Source organism: uncultured Friedmanniella sp. (genome assembly GCF_964244285.1).
Taxonomy (GTDB): domain Bacteria; phylum Actinomycetota; class Actinomycetes; order Propionibacteriales; family Propionibacteriaceae; genus Microlunatus.
This window is the reverse complement of record NZ_CAXTHT010000001.1, coordinates 757526-773952: the sequence shown is the minus strand read 5'-3', so window position 1 is coordinate 773952 and position 16427 is coordinate 757526. Positions and strand designations below refer to the sequence as shown.

The following is a 16427-nucleotide window of genomic DNA, read 5'->3' as shown; positions in this document are numbered from 1 at the left end:
GCTCGTCCGTGGCTTTCGTCAGGCGGAGGGCTGCCCGGAGCCGCGGCCGGCGGCCTGGACGCGGCGGGCCAGGCCGAGCTTGGCGAAGATCACGGCGACCTGGTTGCGCACGGCGGTCTCGGTGAGGGCGAGCTGGGTGGCGATCTCGGCGTTGGTCGCCCCGTCAGCCACCCGGTCCAGGATCTGCCGTTCGCGCTCGCCGAGGCCGGCACTCCTGGATGCGTGGCCGGCACCTCCGTCGACGCTCGGGGGCCGGCCGGTCGAGGGCACGCCGCGCAGCCGGTCGAGCAGCCGTCGGGTGGCCTCGGGATCGGTCAGGGTCTCCCCCCGCGCGGCCCGCCGGATGCTGTGGAGGATGCCGGCTCCGTGGATCTGCTTGGTCAGGTAGCCCAGGGCTCCCGCCATCACCGACGCCAGCAGCGCCTCCTCGTCGTCGTGGAAGGTCAGCAGCAGGCAGTTGATCTCGGGGTGCCGGGCGCGGACGTCGCGGCAGACGTCGATACCGCTCCCGTCGGGTAGCACGACGTCGAAGATCGCCACGTCGGGGCGCACCAGGTCGACCTTACGTACGGCCTCGGCGGCGCTGGCGGCCTCGCCGGCGAAGACGAGGTCGTCGGTGGCCGACAGCAGCTCGTTGAGACCGCGACGGATCATCTCGTAGTCGTCGAGGACGAAGACGCGTACGGGGCTGGTCGCTGAGGGGGCGTCAGTCATGGGGTCCACTTCGTGGTTGCTTCCCCCCGAGCGGAATTCCAGTCTGCCACAGCACGCTGCGACGCCGTCTGGGGCGAGCCGTCCCGTGTACCATCAGCACGTACTCGGGCCGATCGTTCCCTCAAGGCTTCCTCCATGCCTACCGTCCGCGGCCCTGCCTGCCCTGCTCCAGTCCGTGTGCGCGCCCGCTGCGGCGCGTGCCCCGCATGATCATGTGGTGGCAGCTCGAGGTCGTCGCCAACAGCGTGATCAGCGTCGCCTACCTCGTCATCGCCGCGCTGATCACGATCCCGTTGTACCGGCTGCACCAGGTGCGGTCCAACAAGCTGGGCACGGCGACGGCGATGATCTTCTTCAGCTGCTCGGTGGGTCATGGTCTGCACGCCATCAGCCCGTTCGTCGTCCACACTCCTGCCATGCCGGGCATGTCCGGCATGGTGGGCATGAGCACCTGGTGGAGCGCGTTGTGGCACACCTTCACCGCGGGGGTCGCGGTCTACTACCTCACCCTGCGGAAGTTCTACGGTCGGCTGCTGAACACGGCCCCGATGTTCGACGACCTGCTGGAGAAGCAGCGACTGGCCGACCTGGAGAAGCTCGAGACCGAGGTGCTGGCGCGGGCCGAGGCCGAGGCCGAGCGCGACTTCTACTTCTCGATGATGAAGTCGATCAACCAGAACAGCCACTCCCTGATCTACGTCAAGGACCTCGAGGGCCGCTACGTCCTGGTCAACCGGGCCTGGGAAGAGGCCGTCGGGGTCACCGAGGCTGAGATCGTCGGCCAGACCGACGAGAGGGTCAGCCCGACCCTCGCCGAGCAGTGGCGCGCGGCCGACCGGGTGGCGGCGGAGCGGGGTCGCTACCGGTTGGAGGAGCACGTGCCGAGCCGGGCCGGCGACCTCTTCTACGACTCGGTCAAGTTCCCCATCCACCGCTCCGACGGCACCATGTACGCGGTCTGCGGGGTCAGCCTGAACGTCACCGAGCTGAAGCGCACGAACCAGGAGCTCGCGACCGCCCGGGACGACGCGCTGGCCGCAGCGGAAGCCAAGTCCACCTTCCTGGCCACGATGAGCCACGAGATCCGGACCCCGATGAACGCGGTGATCGGGATGACGGACCTGCTGCTGGACACTCGGCTGGACGAGCAGCAGCAGGACTTCCTCAACACCGTCCGGTCCAGCGGCGACGCGTTGCTCGCCGTGATCGACGACATCCTCGACTTCTCCAAGATCGAGTCCGGGGAGCTGCGGCTCACCCCCGGTCCCTTCCGGTTGCGCGAGGAGATCGAGAACGCGCTCGACTTCGTGGCCGCCGCCGCCAAGGCGAAGGAGCTGGACCTCGTCTGCTACGTCGACGAGACCTGCCCGGACACCGCGATCGGCGACGCGCCGCGGCTGCGTCAGGTCCTGATCAACCTGCTGTCCAACGCGGTCAAGTTCACCCCCGCCGGCGACGTGCTGCTGGGGGTGTCCGCGGGGCTGGCGGTGGACGGCAAGCTCCCCCTGACCCTCAAGGTCACCGACACCGGCATCGGGATCACCCCCGACGGCATCAGCAAGCTCTTCACCTCCTTCAGCCAGGTCGACACCTCCTACACCCGCTCCTACGGCGGCACCGGCCTCGGCCTGGCCATCAGCCGTCGGCTCGCCCAGGCCATGGGCGGGGACATCACGGTGGAGTCCACGCCCGGGGAGGGGTCGACCTTCACGGTCACGGTGGAGCTGGACTCCAATCTCGCTCCCGTCGAGCCGCTGCCCGAGGACGATCCGGGGACCGAGCTCGCCGGCAGGTCGGTGCTGGTCGTCGATGACAACCTGACGAACCTCCGGGTCCTCGACCTGCAGCTGAAGGCGCTGGGGCTGGACACCACGACCGCGGCCACACCGGCCGAGGCGCTCACCGCGGTGGCGAGCGGGCGGACCTTCGACGTCGCCGTGCTCGACAAGCACATGCCACAGATGAACGGCATCCAGCTCGCGGCCGCTCTGCGCAGGATGCCGTCCTTCGCCACCACGCCGATGATCCTGCTGGCCAGCGTCGGTGACCGGCTGCCGCCGATGACGGCCGCCTTCGCGACCATCGTCAACAAGCCGGTGAAGGCCCTGGCCCTCAAAGCCGGCCTGAAGGCGGCGCTGGACTCCGGCGGCGACGGCCCCGGTGCTGCCTCCCACCGGCAGCTGCCTGCCGGACCCGCGGACCACCCGCTGAGGATCCTGCTGGCCGAGGACAACCTGGTGAACCAGCGTGTGGCCCAGCTGATGTTGAACAAGCTCGGTCACCGCGTCGACATCGTGACCAACGGGCGCCAGGCCGTGGACGCCATCACCGAGACGACCTACGACGTGGTGCTGATGGACATCCAGATGCCGCAGCTCGACGGTCTGGCCGCCACCCGGCAGATCCGGGCCACCCTGCCGGAGGAGCGCCAGCCGCACATCATCGCGATGACGGCGAGCGCCCTGCTGGAGGACCAGCGGGCCTGCACCGCCGCCGGGATGGAGAGCTACCTGACCAAACCGGTACGCGCGGCTGACCTCAAGCTGATGCTCGACAACGTGGGAGTGTCCATCCGAGCGCAGAACCCGGCACCGGACGAGACCCCGATCCCTGCGGCGGCCTCGCTGCTGGCGGTCGACCTCGACGTCTTGGACCAGCTTCGTACCGACCTCGACGACACCGACGGGTCGGCGGTCCGGCAGCTGATCCAGACCTACCTGGCGAGCGCCGAGACGCTGATCCCCGATCTCGTGGCGGCGGTGGAGGCCGGCGACACCGCGGGAGCGGGCAGCTTGGCCCACGCCCTCGCGTCCGCGACGGGCCTCGTCGGGGCCAAGCCGCTGGCCGGTCTCCTGCAGCAGACCCAGATCGCCGCGCGGACCGCGGCCTCGGACCTGCCCGACCTCGCCGTCCGCATCACCACCGAGTGCGCTCGGGTGGTGGACGTCCTGCAGGAGCTGGCCGCGGAACCCGTGAAGCCCAGCTAGCTCGAGTTTCCGCCCGACTGGCGCAGAATCAGACAGGTGTTCGATAATGGCTCATGGCCACCCCGGACAACCTGCTCATGTCGGCCCTGCACGGGACGGCCTGGCGTGCCGCCGTCGAACGCCGGTCGATCGCTGAGGCGGTGGCCGAGCTCCAGGGCGTCGCCGGCGGCCGCACGGACCTGATCGCCGAGACGGCGGGCATCACGGCCGGCTCCTGGCTGGCCTGGCCCGAGACGCACGTCGGCCACGAGCTGGTGGTGGCCGGCCTGCTCGTGGTGGCCGCGGAGAACCTGGACTACGACCTGCTGGCGCACTGGGTGCGGGTCGGCTACGAGCGGGGCCTGCGCTCGCGCCAGCCGGTCCACGGGGATCCCGTCGGCCACGGCGAACGCCCCTGAGGAGCGACGAGGGGCCGGTGACCTCGCGGTCACCGGCCCCTCGTCGTGCTGCTAGCGGGCTACTTCTGGAACCCGATGTTGGCCCACTGCGGGCTGCTCAGGCCGAAGGCGCCGTAGTTGGCGATCTTCGACTTGGTGGCGATCAGCTCGGGCCGCTGGTAGAGCGGCACGATGCCGACGCTCTTCCAGAGCAGCTGAGCCGCCTGGTTGGCCAGCACGGTGCGCTGGGCCGGGTCGGTCTCGACCTTGATCTGCGCGGTCAGCTTGTCCACGTCCGGCAGCGAGAGCTGCTGGTAGTTGCTCTCCGAGCCGGTGCCGTAGAGCTGGTTGATGTTGGCGTAGGGGAACTGCGTCCCGATCCAGGTGAACGCGATCATGTCGAAGGCGTGCGTCGACAGGGTGGTGTTGAACGCGTCGGAGGCGACCTGGACGATGTCGACCTTGACCCCGATGGCCTTCAGCTGGTTCTGGGTCTGCAGCGCCTCGTTCTGCGAGGCCGGGACGCCGTCGAGGGCGGAGAACTTGACCTCGAGCTTCTTGCCGTCCTTCTCGCGGATGCCGTCGGAGCCCGCCACCCAGCCCAACGCGTCCAGGTCCGACTTCGCCTTGTCGACGTTGTAGTCGATGCCGGTGGCCTTGCCCTCGTCCTCGTACCCCTGCTGGTTGCTCAGGATGATGCCGTTGTTCAGCTGGGTGACCGGCCAGTCGATGCCGGCCAGGTCGGACGCGCCGATCGACTGGCGGTCCAGTCCTTCGACGAGGGCCTGGCGCACCTTCTCGTCCTTGAGCACGCCGGCCTTGGAGTTGAACGTGATGTGCCGCCAGTTGGGGCCGGCCGCCTTGCGCACGGTGGCGTCGGCGACGCCCTTGGCCTGGTTGAAGCCGTTCGGGTCCGGGCCGATGTCGAAGGCGTCGATCTCGCCGTTGACGAAGGCGTTCGGCGTGGCGTCAGTGGCGATGGTCCGCCAGGTGATCTTGTCCAGCAGCGGCTTGTCACCCCACCACTTGTCGTTGGGGACGACGTCGATCGTCTTCTGGGTGCGGTCTTCCTTGTCGACCTTGAACGGTCCGGAGAGCCAGTCGTTGTCCAGCTTGGCCCAGCCGTCGTTGAACGTCTTGGCGTCCTTGATGCTCTCCGCCTTCAGCGGCCCGGAGAGGGGCGAGGCCCAGTCGGGGAACGCGTCCTTGAAGGTCACCGTGACGTCGAACTTGTCGGAGCCCGACTTGATGTCGCTGATCTGGTCGAAGCCGTCGGTCGAGGCGCACTTGAAGGTCTTCTGCCCGCCGTTGCAGGCCTTCCACGTGGCCGTCAGGTCGTCCACGTCGATCGGCGACCCGTCGCCCCACACGGCCTTCGGGTTCAGCACCAGGTGGATCACGGTCGGCTTCTGCGACGTGACCTCGGCCGAGGTGAGGAAGTCCGGGTTGGGCGTGTAGGCACCCTTGGCGTCGAAGTTGAAGTAGTTCGGCAGGAACGTGTTCCGGATGTTCGTCAGCTCGCTGTTGTTGCCGTCGATCTCGAGCGGGTTCCAGTTGGTCCCGAGGTCGCTGACCGCGAGCTTCATCTCCCCGCCCTGGGCCAACGAGGCCCGGTCCTGGGCGTTGATGTCCTGGGACGAGGCCGCCGCGATGGTCGGCTGGTCCGAGGCGGTGGTTCCCGGGTCGTCGGTGCTGCCGCTGCCGCACGCTGCCAGGACGAATGCCCCCAACAACAGTGGTGCCGCAATGATCTTGCGTGGAATCACTGATCCTCCATGAAGTCTGGTGGCCGACCCGGGGCCGACCCTCACTCAGTCACTCTAAGCACCGGCGTCGGTACTGGCCAAAGTCGCCGCGCTGACGCTCCTTGCTTGGGCTCTACTGTGCCCGTCCCGTGCAACAACTGTGTTACCCCGGGCTGGGGACCGGCTCCGGGGAGCCCGTCGGCAGCACCACGAGCTCCTCGTTGTAGTGACAGGCCGTGGTGTGGTCGGGTGCGCCGAGGGGGTAGAGGTCGGGCACCACGTCGACGCAGCGCTCCTGCTGGCTGGCGGCCAGCGTCGGGAACTTCTGGCAGCGGGTACGGAACCGGCAGCCGCTCGGCGGGTTCGCCGGGCTGGGCAGGTCGCCGGTGAGCAGGATCCGCTGCCGGGTGCGCTCCCGGTTGGGGTCGGGGATCGGGATCGCCGAGAGCAGCGCCTGGGTGTAGGGGTGGGTCGGGTGGTCGTAGACGCTGTCGACGTCACCGATCTCCACGATCTTGCCCAGGTACATCACCGCCACCCGGTCCGCGATGTGCCGGATCACCGCGAGGTCGTGGGCCACGAACAGGTACGACAGGCTGAGCTTGGCGCGCAGCTCGTCCAGCAGGTTGATGACGCCGGCCTGGATGGAGACGTCCAGCGCCGAGACCGGTTCGTCCAGGACGATCAACCTCGGCTCCAGGGCGAGTGCCCGGGCGATACCGATCCGCTGCCGTTGCCCGCCGGAGAACGCCCCGGGGTAGCGACTGGCGTGGGACGGCTCCAGCCCGACGAGACCCAGCAGCTCGTTCACCCGCCGCTCGATGTCGGCCTTCGGCACGCCGAAGACGCCCATCGGCTCGGCGATCAGGTCGAAGACGGGCATCCGGGGGTCCAGCGAGGCCATCGGGTCCTGGAAGACGACCTGGACGTCGCGACGCATCTGCTTCCGGTCTCGCCGCGTCAGCTCGCCGGTGTCGCGGCCCAGCACCACCACCCGCCCGTCGGTCGGTGGTTGCAGGTTGAGCACCTCGAGCAGCGTGGAGCTCTTGCCGCAGCCGGACTCTCCGACCAGGCCGAGCGTCTCGCCCTTCTTGATCTCGAGGTCGATGCCGTCGACGGCGTGCACCGTGCCGATCCGGCGCCGGTAGATGGCGCCCTTCATCAAGGGGTAGTGCCGCTTCATCCCTTCCAGCTGCAGCACGGTCTCCCGATCGGCGCGCGGCACCCGCTCCAGCGGAGCGTGCACCGGCGCGGCCACCGGGAAGATGTCGTCGAAGCGGAGGTTCCCCTGGGCGATCCGGCCGGTGTGGATGCACGCGGCCACGTGACCGGGGTGCTCGGTCGGGGCCAGCGGCGGCTCGAGGGTCAGGCACTCCGGAGTGGACATGGGGCACCGCGGCTCGAACGGGCACCCCGGTGGCAGGTTGACCACCGACGGCGGGTTGCCCTCCAGGCTGGCCAGCGCCTGCTTCTCGACCGCGTCCAGCCGGGGTACCGCCCCCAGCAGGCCGATCGTGTACGGCATCCGCGGCTGGTAGTAGATCTCGTCGACGGTGCCCTGCTCGACCGGCCGGCCCGCGTACATCACCGTGACGCGGTCGGCGATCCCGGCCACCACGCCGAGGTCGTGGGTGATCATGATCATCGCCGCGCCCGTCTCGCGCTGCGCCTTCTTGAGCACCTCCAGCACCTGGGCCTGAATGGTGACGTCGAGCGCGGTGGTGGGCTCGTCGGCGATGATCACGTCGGGGTCGTTGGCGATGGACATGGCGATCATGGCCCGCTGACGCATGCCGCCGGAGAACTCGTGCGGGAAGGAGCGGACCCGGACCTGCGGGTTGGGGATCCCCACCAGGTCGAGCAGCTCGACGGCCCGGTTCATCGCCGCAGCCTTGGACACGTCGTGATGGGTCTGGATCGACTCCACGATCTGGTCGCCGATCGTGTACACGGGCGTCAGGGCCGACAGCGGGTCCTGGAAGATCATCGCCAACGACTCGCCGCGCAGCTTGCTGAGCCGCTCGTCGGTCACGCCGAGCAGCTCGTCGCCGTGCAGCTTGACCGAGCCGGTGATCCGGGCCGCGGCGGGGTGCAGGCCCATGATGGCCAGCGAGGTCACCGACTTGCCCGACCCGGACTCACCGACGATGGCCATCGTCTCCCCGGCCGCCAGGTCGAAGCTCAGTCCCCGGACGGCTTGGACGGGCCCGGCCTCGCTCGGGAAGGTCACGTGCAGGTCCTGCACGCTCAGCACGGTGCCGGAGGTGGTCCGGCGGGTCTTGGGCAGCGGGGTCGGGCCGCTGGACACGGTGGTGCTCATCGCGCGGATCCTCCGGAGGCGGAGTTCGGGTCGAGCGCGTCACGCAGACCGTCACCGACCGCATTGACGCAGAGGACGAGGGCGACGACGGCGACGGCCGGGCTGGTGAACAGCCACGGGAAGCTGTTGACCTGTCGGGCTCCCTCGCCCAGCAGCGTGCCGAGCGAGGTGTCCGGGGGCTGCACGCCGAAGCCGAAGAAGGAGAGCCCGGTCTCGGCCAGGATGGCGGAGCTGACGTTGAGCGTGGCGTCGATGATCAACAGCGAGGAGATGTTCGGCAGGACGTGCCGGACGATCGTCTTCGGCGCCCCCAGACCCATGAACCGCGCGGCCTGCACGTACTCCCGCTCCTTGATCGACAGGGTCAGGCTGCGCACCACCCGGGCCGACAGCATCCAGCCGAACGCGGCCAGCAGGACCACCAGCAGCAACCAGGAGTTCGGGCCCTTGGACGCCCCGGTGGTCAGCACGGCGATCAACAGGAACGAGGGCACGACCAGCAGCAGGTCGATGACCCACAGCGCGACCCGCTCGAACCAGCCACCGAAGTAGGCGGCGAAGGAGCCGACGATGGCGGCGGTGCCGGTCGACAGGATGGCGACGAAGAAGCCGATCAGCAACGACTTGCGGAGGCCGCGCAGGGTGAGCGCCAGCACGTCGCGGCCGCTCTGGGTGCTGCCGAGCGGGTGCCGGTCGCTCGGCGGCTTGAGGAAGGCGAAGCGGTCCACCTGGTCGTACTTCCAGTGCGAGAGGTACGGCCCGGCCAGCGCGAGGACCACGAACACCACGATCAGCGCCAGCCCGACCACGGCGCTCCTGTTGCGGAGGAAGCGGCGCAGGATCAGCTGGCTCCGGGTGAGCCGCCTCGTCGGCGTGGGCTCCTCGACGGGGGTCCCCAGCGGGCTCTCGTCGGCAACTTCGAGCAGGTTCTGACCCATCGGACTCTCCTAGCTCAGCCGCACGCGCGGGTCGAGGATGGCCACGGCGATGTCGGAGAGGACGGCGCCGACCAGCACGCAGGCGCCGCTGAAGGCGACCACGGCCACCGTGCCGTTCACGTCCTGGCCGGTGATGGTGGAGACGCCGTACTCGCCCATGCCGTGGAAGGAGAACATGATCTCCATGAAGGTGGCGCCGGTGAACAGGGTGGCGATCGAGAACGCGAAGTAGGTGCCGGTCGGGATCAGCGAGGTCCGCAGCGCGTGCTTCATCACCGCCCGCGAGCGTCGGAGCCCCTTGGCCCGGGCCGTCCGGACGAAGTCCGAGCCGAGGGCGTCCAGCATCAGGTTGCGCTGGATCCGGCTGAAGAAGGCCAGGTTGATCAACGTCAGGGCGATCGTGGGCAGCAGCAGGTGCTGGGCGCGGTCGGCGAGCGCCGCGCCGAAATAGCTGCCGTGGTCGCCGGTCTCACCGACGAACTCGAACAGCCGCAGCCCGGTCGCGTTGTTGATCTTCGTGGCGAAGACCTGGAGGGCGCTGGCGAGGACGAAGGCCGGAATGGACAGGATGAACAGTGAACCTGCGGTCGTCGTCCGGTCCGAAGGCTTGTACTGGCGGGTCGCGGTCCACGCGCCGAGGAGCACCCCGATCACCGTGCCGAGCAGCGAGCCCAGCGTGATCAGGCGGATGCTGACCCCGATCCGGCGGCCCACCTCGTCGACGACCTCCCCGCCCTTGGGGGCCTGGCCCCAGTCCCAGTGCAGGACGATGCTCTTCAGCCAGATCCCGTAGCGCTCCAGCAGCGGCACCCGGTCACTGAGGTTGCGCCCCAGCAGGTTGGCCTCGATCGCGCCGGGGTCCAGGGGCGGGTTGATGAGCTGGTAGAGCATTCGCGGATGGAGCTGGGTGGCGGCCAGGAAGTAGCTGAGCGAGACCGCGATGAAGAGCAGGACGATGTAGTTCGCCACCCGTCGTGCGATGTACGCGCCCACTCGCGTCCTCCCGGCTGCTCGACCCAGACCCCGTGCTTTGCACTGTAACGGCTTCAATGACGTCGGCTGTTACGGCCGGCAGAAGCCCCTCAGATCCAGCTGCGGAACCACATCCGGGACAGCCACGCCGGGTGGGGCAGCAGCTGGTCGGTGAGGATCGGGTAGAGGTAGGCGAAGTTGGCGGCGACCAGGGCGACGAAGGCGCCGCCGATGATGGCGCCGACCATCCTGCGGTCGCCCGCGTGCGGGTCGCCGGCCCTCGGTGGAGGCCCGAGGATGCGGCCCAGGCAGAGGCTGACCGCCATCACCGAGAACGGGATGAGGGTGATCGCGTAGAAGAAGAACAGCGGCCGGGCGTCGTAGTGGAACCAGGGCAGCCAGGCGCTCAGCACACCCACGACGGGGATGCCGAAGCGCCAGTCCCGGCCGCCGATCCACAGCAGGGCCGCCGCGACCAGGGCGAAGACCGCCACCCACCACAGCGCCGGGGTGCCGATGCCGCTGATCACGCGGATGCAGTTGTCCGGCCCGACGCACCCGTCGGTCCCGGGCGCGATGTTGTTCACCGCGTCGATGCCGATCGGACGGGCCAGGATCAGCCAGCCACCGGGGTCGGCCTTGTACGGGTGGGTCTGGGTCATGATGAAGCTGCCGGTGTGGAAGCCGTAGATGTCGCGCTGGTAGTGCAGCAGCGAGGCCAGCGGCTTTCCCAGCACCTTCACGGTGGTGGCTCCGGGGTGCTCGGCCCCCCACTGCCGGTCGTAGCCGCCGCTGGTGGCCAGCCAGCCGGCCCAGGTGGCCACGTAGACGAGCCCGCTGAGCACGACCAGCGAGACGAAGGCCGGCCACCCGTCGCGGAACAGCGCGCCGTTCGCCCGCCAGCCCGCCCCTGCCAGCCGTCGCGCGCCGATGTCCCAGGCGAGGGAGAGCAGGGCGAAGGCGGCGAGCAGGTAGAGCGCGCTCCACTTGGTCCCGAGCGCGAGCCCGAAGCAGAGCCCGGCGGCGATCCGCCACGGCCGGACCAGCAGCGCCGGCCCGTACCGGCCGCCGAGGTCGGACCAGCCGTGGGACTCGAGGTGGTCGGCCAGCCGGCTGCGCATCCAGTCGCGGTCGACCGCCAGGCAGGCCACCGCGGCGACCAGGAAGAAGGCCAGGAAGACGTCCAGCAACGCGATCCGGCTCATCATGAAGGACAGGCCGTCGAAGGTGAGCAGCAGTCCGGCCGTGGCGCCGATCAGCGTCGAGCGCGAGACACGCCGCACCATCCGGATGGTGACCATCACGAACAGGACCCCGAAGACGAGGGAGGAGAAGCGCCAGCCGAAGGAGTTCATCCCGAACAGCTGTTCGCCCCCGGCGATCAGCCACTTGCCCACCGGCGGGTGGACGATGAACGACGGCGTGTCGAGCATCACGTCGGTCTTGCCGGCCGTGATGGAGGCGTCGGCGTTACCGGGCCAGCTGCGCTCGTAGCCGTGCTTCAGCAGCGAGTAGGCGTCCTTGGCGTAGTAGGTCTCGTCGAAGACCAGCTTGTTGGGGTAGCCCAGCCTGACCACCCGGATGACGAAGGCCAGGGCGCCGATCAGCAGGGTGACCAGCCACGCCGTCACCCGGTCGGTCGGCATCGGCAGCCGCAGCCGTTCGACGGTGCTGGGGAGCCGCCGGGCGGTCGCCTCGGGCACCAGGGCGGTCGCGCCGGAGCGCCGAGGGATCTCGAGCACGGGCGCCGCGAGCTCGCTCACCTGCTCGGTCACCGGGTCATCCTAGGTGGGCAGTCTGGGAGGCTGGACCGATGAGCCCCGAAGACGACCGACAGGGTCGGGGAACGGTCGGGACGGTCGTTCTGGCCGGCACCCCCATCGGCGACGCCGCGGACGCGTCCCCCCGGCTGCGCGCCGAGCTGGCCGGCGCGGACCTGATCGCGGCCGAGGACACCCGGCGCTTCCGGCGGCTGCTCGACCGGCTGGAGGTCACGACCTCGGCGCGCGTCGTCTCCTACTTCGAGGGCAACGAGGCGGCCCGGACACCGGAGCTGCTGGCCGCGCTCGCCGACGGGGCGCGGGTGGTGCTGGTCACCGACGCGGGAATGCCGTCGGTCTCCGACCCGGGCTACCGACTGGTCGCCGCGGCGGTGGCGGCGGGCTTCGTCGTGACCGCCGTGCCAGGACCGTCGGCCGTCCTCACCGCCCTGGCCGTCTCCGGGCTGCCGGTGGACCGCTTCTGTTTCGAGGGCTTCCTGCCGCGCAAGGCGGGGGAGCGAGCCCGTCGGCTGGGGGAGCTCAGCGCTGAGCCGCGGACGCTGGTCTTCTTCGAGGCGCCGCACCGGACGGCCGAGGCCCTGGGGGCGCTGGCCGAGGCCTTCGGTGCCGAACGCCGGGGTGCGGTCTGCCGCGAGCTGACCAAGACCTACGAGGAGGTCGTCCGCGGACCGCTCTCGGAGCTGGTGGCCTGGGCCCAGGGAGAGGTGCGGGGCGAGGTCACGCTGGTCGTGGCCGGCGCCCCACCTGCCGTGGTCGATCTGGACGTGGCGGCCGCTCGGGTCCTCGAGCGGGTACGGGCCGGCACCCGGCTCAAGCCGGCGGTGGCCGAGGTGGCGGCCGAAACAGGCCTGGCGAAGAACGCTCTGTACGAGATCGCCCTGAAAAACGCACCCCAGAAGGCCTCTTCGGGCTCCAACCGACCGATTTCAGGCGTCTAGGGGTCGTTTTTCAGGGATCTGCCAAGGTAAGTGACGTGGACCTGCCCCCCTCACCCGAGCCGCTGCCCGGCCCGGTCGTCGACTCGCACTGCCATCTGGACTACACCGAAGGGTTCTCCGGGCTCGAGCCGGAGGAGGCGATCCGACGGGCTGCCGAGGTCGGGGTGACCCGGATCGTGCAGATCGGCTGCGACGTGGCCAGCTCGCGGTGGGCGGTCGGGGCGGCCGAGCGCTGGCCGTCCGTGGTCGCGGGGGTTGCGCTACACCCGAACGACGCGGCCCGGCCGGGTGAGGGCCTGGCTGACGCACTGGCGGCGATCGAGGCGCTGGCCGGCCAACCCCGCGTCCGCGCGGTGGGGGAGACCGGGCTCGACTACTACCGGACGCCGGAGGCCGAGGGCCAGGCGCGGCAGCGGGAGGCGTTCGCCGCCCACATCCAGCTGGCGAAGGCCCATGACAAGACGCTGGTCATCCACGACCGGGACGCGCACGCCGACGTCCTGGACGTCCTCGACGCCGAGGGTGCGCCGTCGCGGATCGTCATGCACTGCTTCTCCGGCGACGCCGACTTCGCGCGCGCCTGCCTCGACCGCGGCGCCCACCTCTCCTTCGCCGGCACGGTGACCTTCAAGAACAGCCCGCACCTGCGCGAGGCCCTGGCCGTGACCCCGCTCGACCGCCTGCTCACCGAGACCGATGCGCCCTACCTGACCCCGTCGCCGCTCCGGGGCCGGCCGAACGCGTCCTACCTGATCCCGCACACGGCCCGCTTCCTCGCCGCGACCCTCGACGTGGAGCTGGCCGTCCTCTGCCGGGCCCTCGACGCCAACGCCGAGGTCGCCTTCGGCGGGAGCTGGTAGATGGAGCTGGCGGAGGCGTTGCGTCGCCGTCGGATGACCCGGCGGTACGACCCCGACCGGCCGGTGGCCGAGGAGCAGCTGCGTCGGGTCACCGCGGCGGCGCTCCGGGCGCCTTCGGCCGGCTTCACCCAGGCGGTGTCGCTGCTGGTGCTCACCGGCCTCGACCGCGAGACCTTCTGGGCCGCCGCTGCCCCGGACCAGGACGCCGTGACCGGACCGAGCCGCTGGCTGGCGGGGATGCGGACGGCCCCCGCCCTGGTCACCCTGTGGACCAGCCGAGAGGCCTACCTCGACCGCTACGCCCAGCCCGACAAGGGCTGGGCCGACCGGGACCCGGACCGCTGGTCGGCGCCGTACTGGTACGTCGACGCGGGCATGGCGGCGATGGCCGTCCTGCTGACCGCCACCGAGCTGGGCCTGGGCGCCTGCTTCTTCGGCGTCCCGACGACCAGCGCGGCGGCCGTGCGGACCGCCTTCGGTGTGCCCGCCGACCAGCTGAGCGTCGGGGTGGTCAGCCTCGGCCATCCCGCCGAGGACGAGCGGCCGGGCGGATCGGCCCGACGGCGCTCCCGGCGTCCTGCGGCCGAGCTCGTCCACCGTGGCCGCTGGTCCTAGAGGTCCTGGCAGACCGCTAGCAGACCGAGGGGCGATCGAGCGACGATTTCCCGTCGTGTCGCGCCGCCGTTATGCTTCCGTGACCATTCCGGTCGGCTCAGCCGCCGTCCGGACGTCTCGAGGGGGCCCGGACACCGCTGGGCCGCATTGGAGCCACATGCGCAAGATCATTCCCGTTGTCGCGGCCGGAGCCGCCCTGGCGGTCGTCGGCACGTCCGTCGCCTACGCCTCCCTGGACAAGGACGTGACCGTCTCGGTCGACGGCCAGGCGCGGACCCTGCAGACCCGGGCCGGCACGGTCGGCGAGCTGCTCGCCGACCAGGGCCTCACCGTCAGTGACCGCGACGTGGTGGCCCCCGCCGCCTCCAGCAAGGTCAGCGACGGCACCCGCATCGCCGTCCAGTTCGCCCGTCCCGTGACCTTCACCGTCGACGGGAAGCGGCGGACCGTCTGGACCACCGCCACCAGCCTCGACGCCGCCCTCGGCGCCCTCGGGGTCAACACGAGCGGCGCGGACCTCTCCACCAGCCGCAGCACCGCCATCGGCCGGCAGGGTCTGAGCGTCGACGTCGCCACCCTCAAGGCCGTCACCGTCAAGGCCGCCGGCAAGAAGCGCACCGTCAAGACGACCGGGGCGACCGTCGGACAGGCCCTGGCCGCGGCCAGGATCACGGTGGACGGCAACGACAAGGTGACGCCGAAGACCTCCACCAAGCTTGTCGCCGGTGCCGCCATCACCTACACCCGGGTGGGCGTGAGCACGGACAAGAAGAAGGAGCGGGTCTCCTTCACCACGGTCCGCAAGAACAGCGGCTCGCTCGAGCGCGGCAAGACCAGGGTGGACACCGAAGGCCGCAGCGGCAGCCGCACCCTCACCTACCGCGTGGTGCGCGAGGACGGTCAGGTCACCAGCCGCAAGAAGACGGCCACCACGCTCACGCGTCAGCCGCGGACCGAGGTGGTTCTGGTCGGCACGAAGGCACCGAAGGCCACCACTTCCGGCGGCGCGTCCGGGGGCGTCTGGGACAGGATCGCGGCGTGCGAGTCCGGGGGCAACTGGAGCATCAGCACCGGCAACGGCTTCTACGGCGGGCTGCAGTTCACCATGAGCACCTGGCACGCCTACGGCGGCAGCGGCAACCCGGCCAACGCCAGCAAGAGCGCGCAGATCGCCGTGGCCCAGAAGGTCCAGGCTGCGCAGGGCTGGGGCGCCTGGCCGGCCTGCACCTCGAAGCTGGGGCTGCGCTGAGGTGATCCGGGGCGTCGCCGATGTGATGGAGTAGCGGCCTGATGCCACACCAGGGCCTGCTCGACCCCACCGCCGTCCGCGAGATCGCCGCCCGGCTGGGCCTGCGTCCCACCAAGCAGCGCGGGCAGAACTTCGTCCACGACGCCAACACCGTCCGTCGCATCGTGGCGACGGCGCAGGTGGGCCCGGACGACGCCGTGCTCGAGATCGGTCCGGGTCTGGGCTCGCTGACCTTGGGCCTGCTGGACGTGGCCGGCTCGGTCACCGCGGTGGAGATCGACGAGCTGCTGGCCGACGAGCTGCCCGCGACGGTGGCGGCCCGGCTGCCTGGGCGGGCGTCGGCGTTGAGCGTGGTCACCGCGGACGCGCTCCGGGTCACCGAGCTGCCCGTCCCGCCGACTGTGGTGGTGGCGAACCTGCCCTACAACGTCTCCGTCCCCGTGCTGCTGCACCTGCTGGCCACGTTCGGCAGCTGGCAGCGCGGCTTGGTCATGGTGCAGGCGGAGGTCGCCGACCGGCTGGCCGCCGGGCCGGGCTCGAAGGTCTACGGCGTTCCCTCGGTGAAGATGGCCTGGTACGCGGAGACGTCCCGCGTCGGCACGGTCGCCCCGTCGGTCTTCTGGCCGGTGCCGAACGTCGATTCCGGTCTGGTCGCGATCCGTCGCCGGCCGCTGCCCGAGACCACAGCCACCCGTGAGCAGGTGTTCGCCGTGGTGGACGCGGCGTTCGGGCAGCGACGCAAGATGCTGCGGTCGGCCCTGGCCGGGCTGGCCGGCAGCTCGGCCGGTGCGAGCGAGGTGCTGGTGGCCGCCGGCGTCGACCCGCAGCTGCGGGGCGAGATGCTCACCGTCGGCGACTTCGCCCGGATCGCCGAGCAGCTGGCCCGGCGGACCCCTGCGGCCCCGTTGGAGCCCACCCTCTAGCCTCGGAG

At 70.4% G+C, this 16427-nt stretch carries 13 protein-coding genes; 7 read left to right on the top strand and 6 right to left on the bottom strand.

Annotation, left to right across the window (positions count from 1 at the left end):
• Positions 1-18: 18 nt before the first annotated feature.
• Complete coding sequence (locus tag ACFE7W_RS03640; RefSeq protein ID WP_375423395.1) at positions 19-714, bottom strand: response regulator; 696 nt, start codon at positions 712-714, stop codon at positions 19-21.
• A 206-nt stretch (positions 715-920) separates the two neighbouring features.
• On the opposite strand from ACFE7W_RS03640, the gene ACFE7W_RS03635 reads away from it, so the two are divergent.
• The gene (locus ACFE7W_RS03635) at positions 921-3701 is read left to right on the top strand and encodes a response regulator (RefSeq protein ID WP_375423543.1); all 2781 of its coding nucleotides are present in this window, start codon (positions 921-923) and stop codon (positions 3699-3701) included.
• Between the two features lie 53 nt (positions 3702-3754).
• Positions 3755-4099 carry a hypothetical protein gene (locus ACFE7W_RS03630; protein WP_375423394.1) on the top strand — a complete coding sequence of 115 codons (345 nt, stop codon included), beginning with the start codon at positions 3755-3757 and terminating at the stop codon, positions 4097-4099.
• A gap of 59 nt (positions 4100-4158) precedes the next feature.
• Here ACFE7W_RS03630 and ACFE7W_RS03625 read toward each other — a convergent pair whose 3' ends face one another.
• The 5 genes from ACFE7W_RS03625 to ACFE7W_RS03605 all read right to left on the bottom strand — a co-directional run bounded on the left by ACFE7W_RS03625 (position 4159) and on the right by ACFE7W_RS03605 (position 11699).
• Complete coding sequence (locus ACFE7W_RS03625) at positions 4159-5811, bottom strand: ABC transporter family substrate-binding protein (protein WP_375423393.1); 1653 nt, start codon at positions 5809-5811, stop codon at positions 4159-4161.
• A 175-nt stretch (positions 5812-5986) separates the two neighbouring features.
• A complete protein-coding gene (locus ACFE7W_RS03620) occupies positions 5987-8143 on the bottom strand; it encodes a dipeptide ABC transporter ATP-binding protein (RefSeq protein WP_375423392.1) in 2157 nt (718 codons plus the stop codon).
• The gene (locus ACFE7W_RS03615; RefSeq protein WP_375423391.1) at positions 8140-9081 is read right to left on the bottom strand and encodes an ABC transporter permease; all 942 of its coding nucleotides are present in this window, start codon (positions 9079-9081) and stop codon (positions 8140-8142) included. The genes ACFE7W_RS03620 and ACFE7W_RS03615 overlap by 4 nt, the downstream gene beginning before the upstream one ends.
• A 9-nt stretch (positions 9082-9090) precedes the next feature.
• On the bottom strand, positions 9091-10074 hold the full coding sequence (locus ACFE7W_RS03610) for an ABC transporter permease (RefSeq protein WP_375423390.1): 984 nt from the start codon (positions 10072-10074) through the stop codon (positions 9091-9093).
• An 89-nt stretch (positions 10075-10163) separates the two neighbouring features.
• Complete coding sequence (locus ACFE7W_RS03605; RefSeq protein ID WP_375423542.1) at positions 10164-11699, bottom strand: dolichyl-phosphate-mannose--protein mannosyltransferase; 1536 nt, start codon at positions 11697-11699, stop codon at positions 10164-10166.
• Positions 11700-11866: 167 nt separating this feature from the next.
• Between ACFE7W_RS03605 and rsmI the strand changes: the two genes are divergently transcribed.
• The 5 genes from rsmI (at position 11867) to rsmA (ending at position 16419) form a co-directional block, all read left to right on the top strand.
• On the top strand, positions 11867-12772 hold the full coding sequence (rsmI, locus tag ACFE7W_RS03600; RefSeq protein WP_375423389.1) for a 16S rRNA (cytidine(1402)-2'-O)-methyltransferase: 906 nt from the start codon (positions 11867-11869) through the stop codon (positions 12770-12772).
• A gap of 35 nt (positions 12773-12807) precedes the next feature.
• A complete protein-coding gene (locus tag ACFE7W_RS03595) occupies positions 12808-13632 on the top strand; it encodes a TatD family hydrolase (protein ID WP_375423388.1) in 825 nt (274 codons plus the stop codon).
• On the top strand, positions 13633-14247 hold the full coding sequence (locus ACFE7W_RS03590; RefSeq protein ID WP_375423387.1) for a nitroreductase family protein: 615 nt from the start codon (positions 13633-13635) through the stop codon (positions 14245-14247).
• A gap of 157 nt (positions 14248-14404) precedes the next feature.
• Positions 14405-15496, top strand: a complete 1092-nt coding sequence (locus ACFE7W_RS03585) for a ubiquitin-like domain-containing protein (RefSeq protein WP_375423386.1) — start codon at positions 14405-14407, stop codon at positions 15494-15496.
• A 41-nt stretch (positions 15497-15537) separates the two neighbouring features.
• Complete coding sequence (gene rsmA, locus ACFE7W_RS03580) at positions 15538-16419, top strand: 16S rRNA (adenine(1518)-N(6)/adenine(1519)-N(6))-dimethyltransferase RsmA (protein WP_375423385.1); 882 nt, start codon at positions 15538-15540, stop codon at positions 16417-16419.
• Positions 16420-16427: the final 8 nt, after the last annotated feature.

Coding starts and splice junctions, on each gene's coding strand:
- rsmI (WP_375423389.1), top strand. CDS start 11,867: ATGAGCCCCGAAGACGACCGACAGGGTCGGGGAACGGTCGGGACGGTC.
- ACFE7W_RS03605 (WP_375423542.1), bottom strand. CDS start 11,699: ATGCCGACCGACCGGGTGACGGCGTGGCTGGTCACCCTGCTGATCGGC.
- ACFE7W_RS03635 (WP_375423543.1), top strand. CDS start 921: ATGATCATGTGGTGGCAGCTCGAGGTCGTCGCCAACAGCGTGATCAGC.
- ACFE7W_RS03640 (WP_375423395.1), bottom strand. CDS start 714: ATGACTGACGCCCCCTCAGCGACCAGCCCCGTACGCGTCTTCGTCCTC.
- ACFE7W_RS03630 (WP_375423394.1), top strand. CDS start 3,755: ATGGCCACCCCGGACAACCTGCTCATGTCGGCCCTGCACGGGACGGCC.
- rsmA (WP_375423385.1), top strand. CDS start 15,538: ATGCCACACCAGGGCCTGCTCGACCCCACCGCCGTCCGCGAGATCGCC.
- ACFE7W_RS03615 (WP_375423391.1), bottom strand. CDS start 9,081: ATGGGTCAGAACCTGCTCGAAGTTGCCGACGAGAGCCCGCTGGGGACC.
- ACFE7W_RS03590 (WP_375423387.1), top strand. CDS start 13,633: ATGGAGCTGGCGGAGGCGTTGCGTCGCCGTCGGATGACCCGGCGGTAC.
- ACFE7W_RS03620 (WP_375423392.1), bottom strand. CDS start 8,143: ATGAGCACCACCGTGTCCAGCGGCCCGACCCCGCTGCCCAAGACCCGC.
- ACFE7W_RS03585 (WP_375423386.1), top strand. CDS start 14,405: ATGCGCAAGATCATTCCCGTTGTCGCGGCCGGAGCCGCCCTGGCGGTC.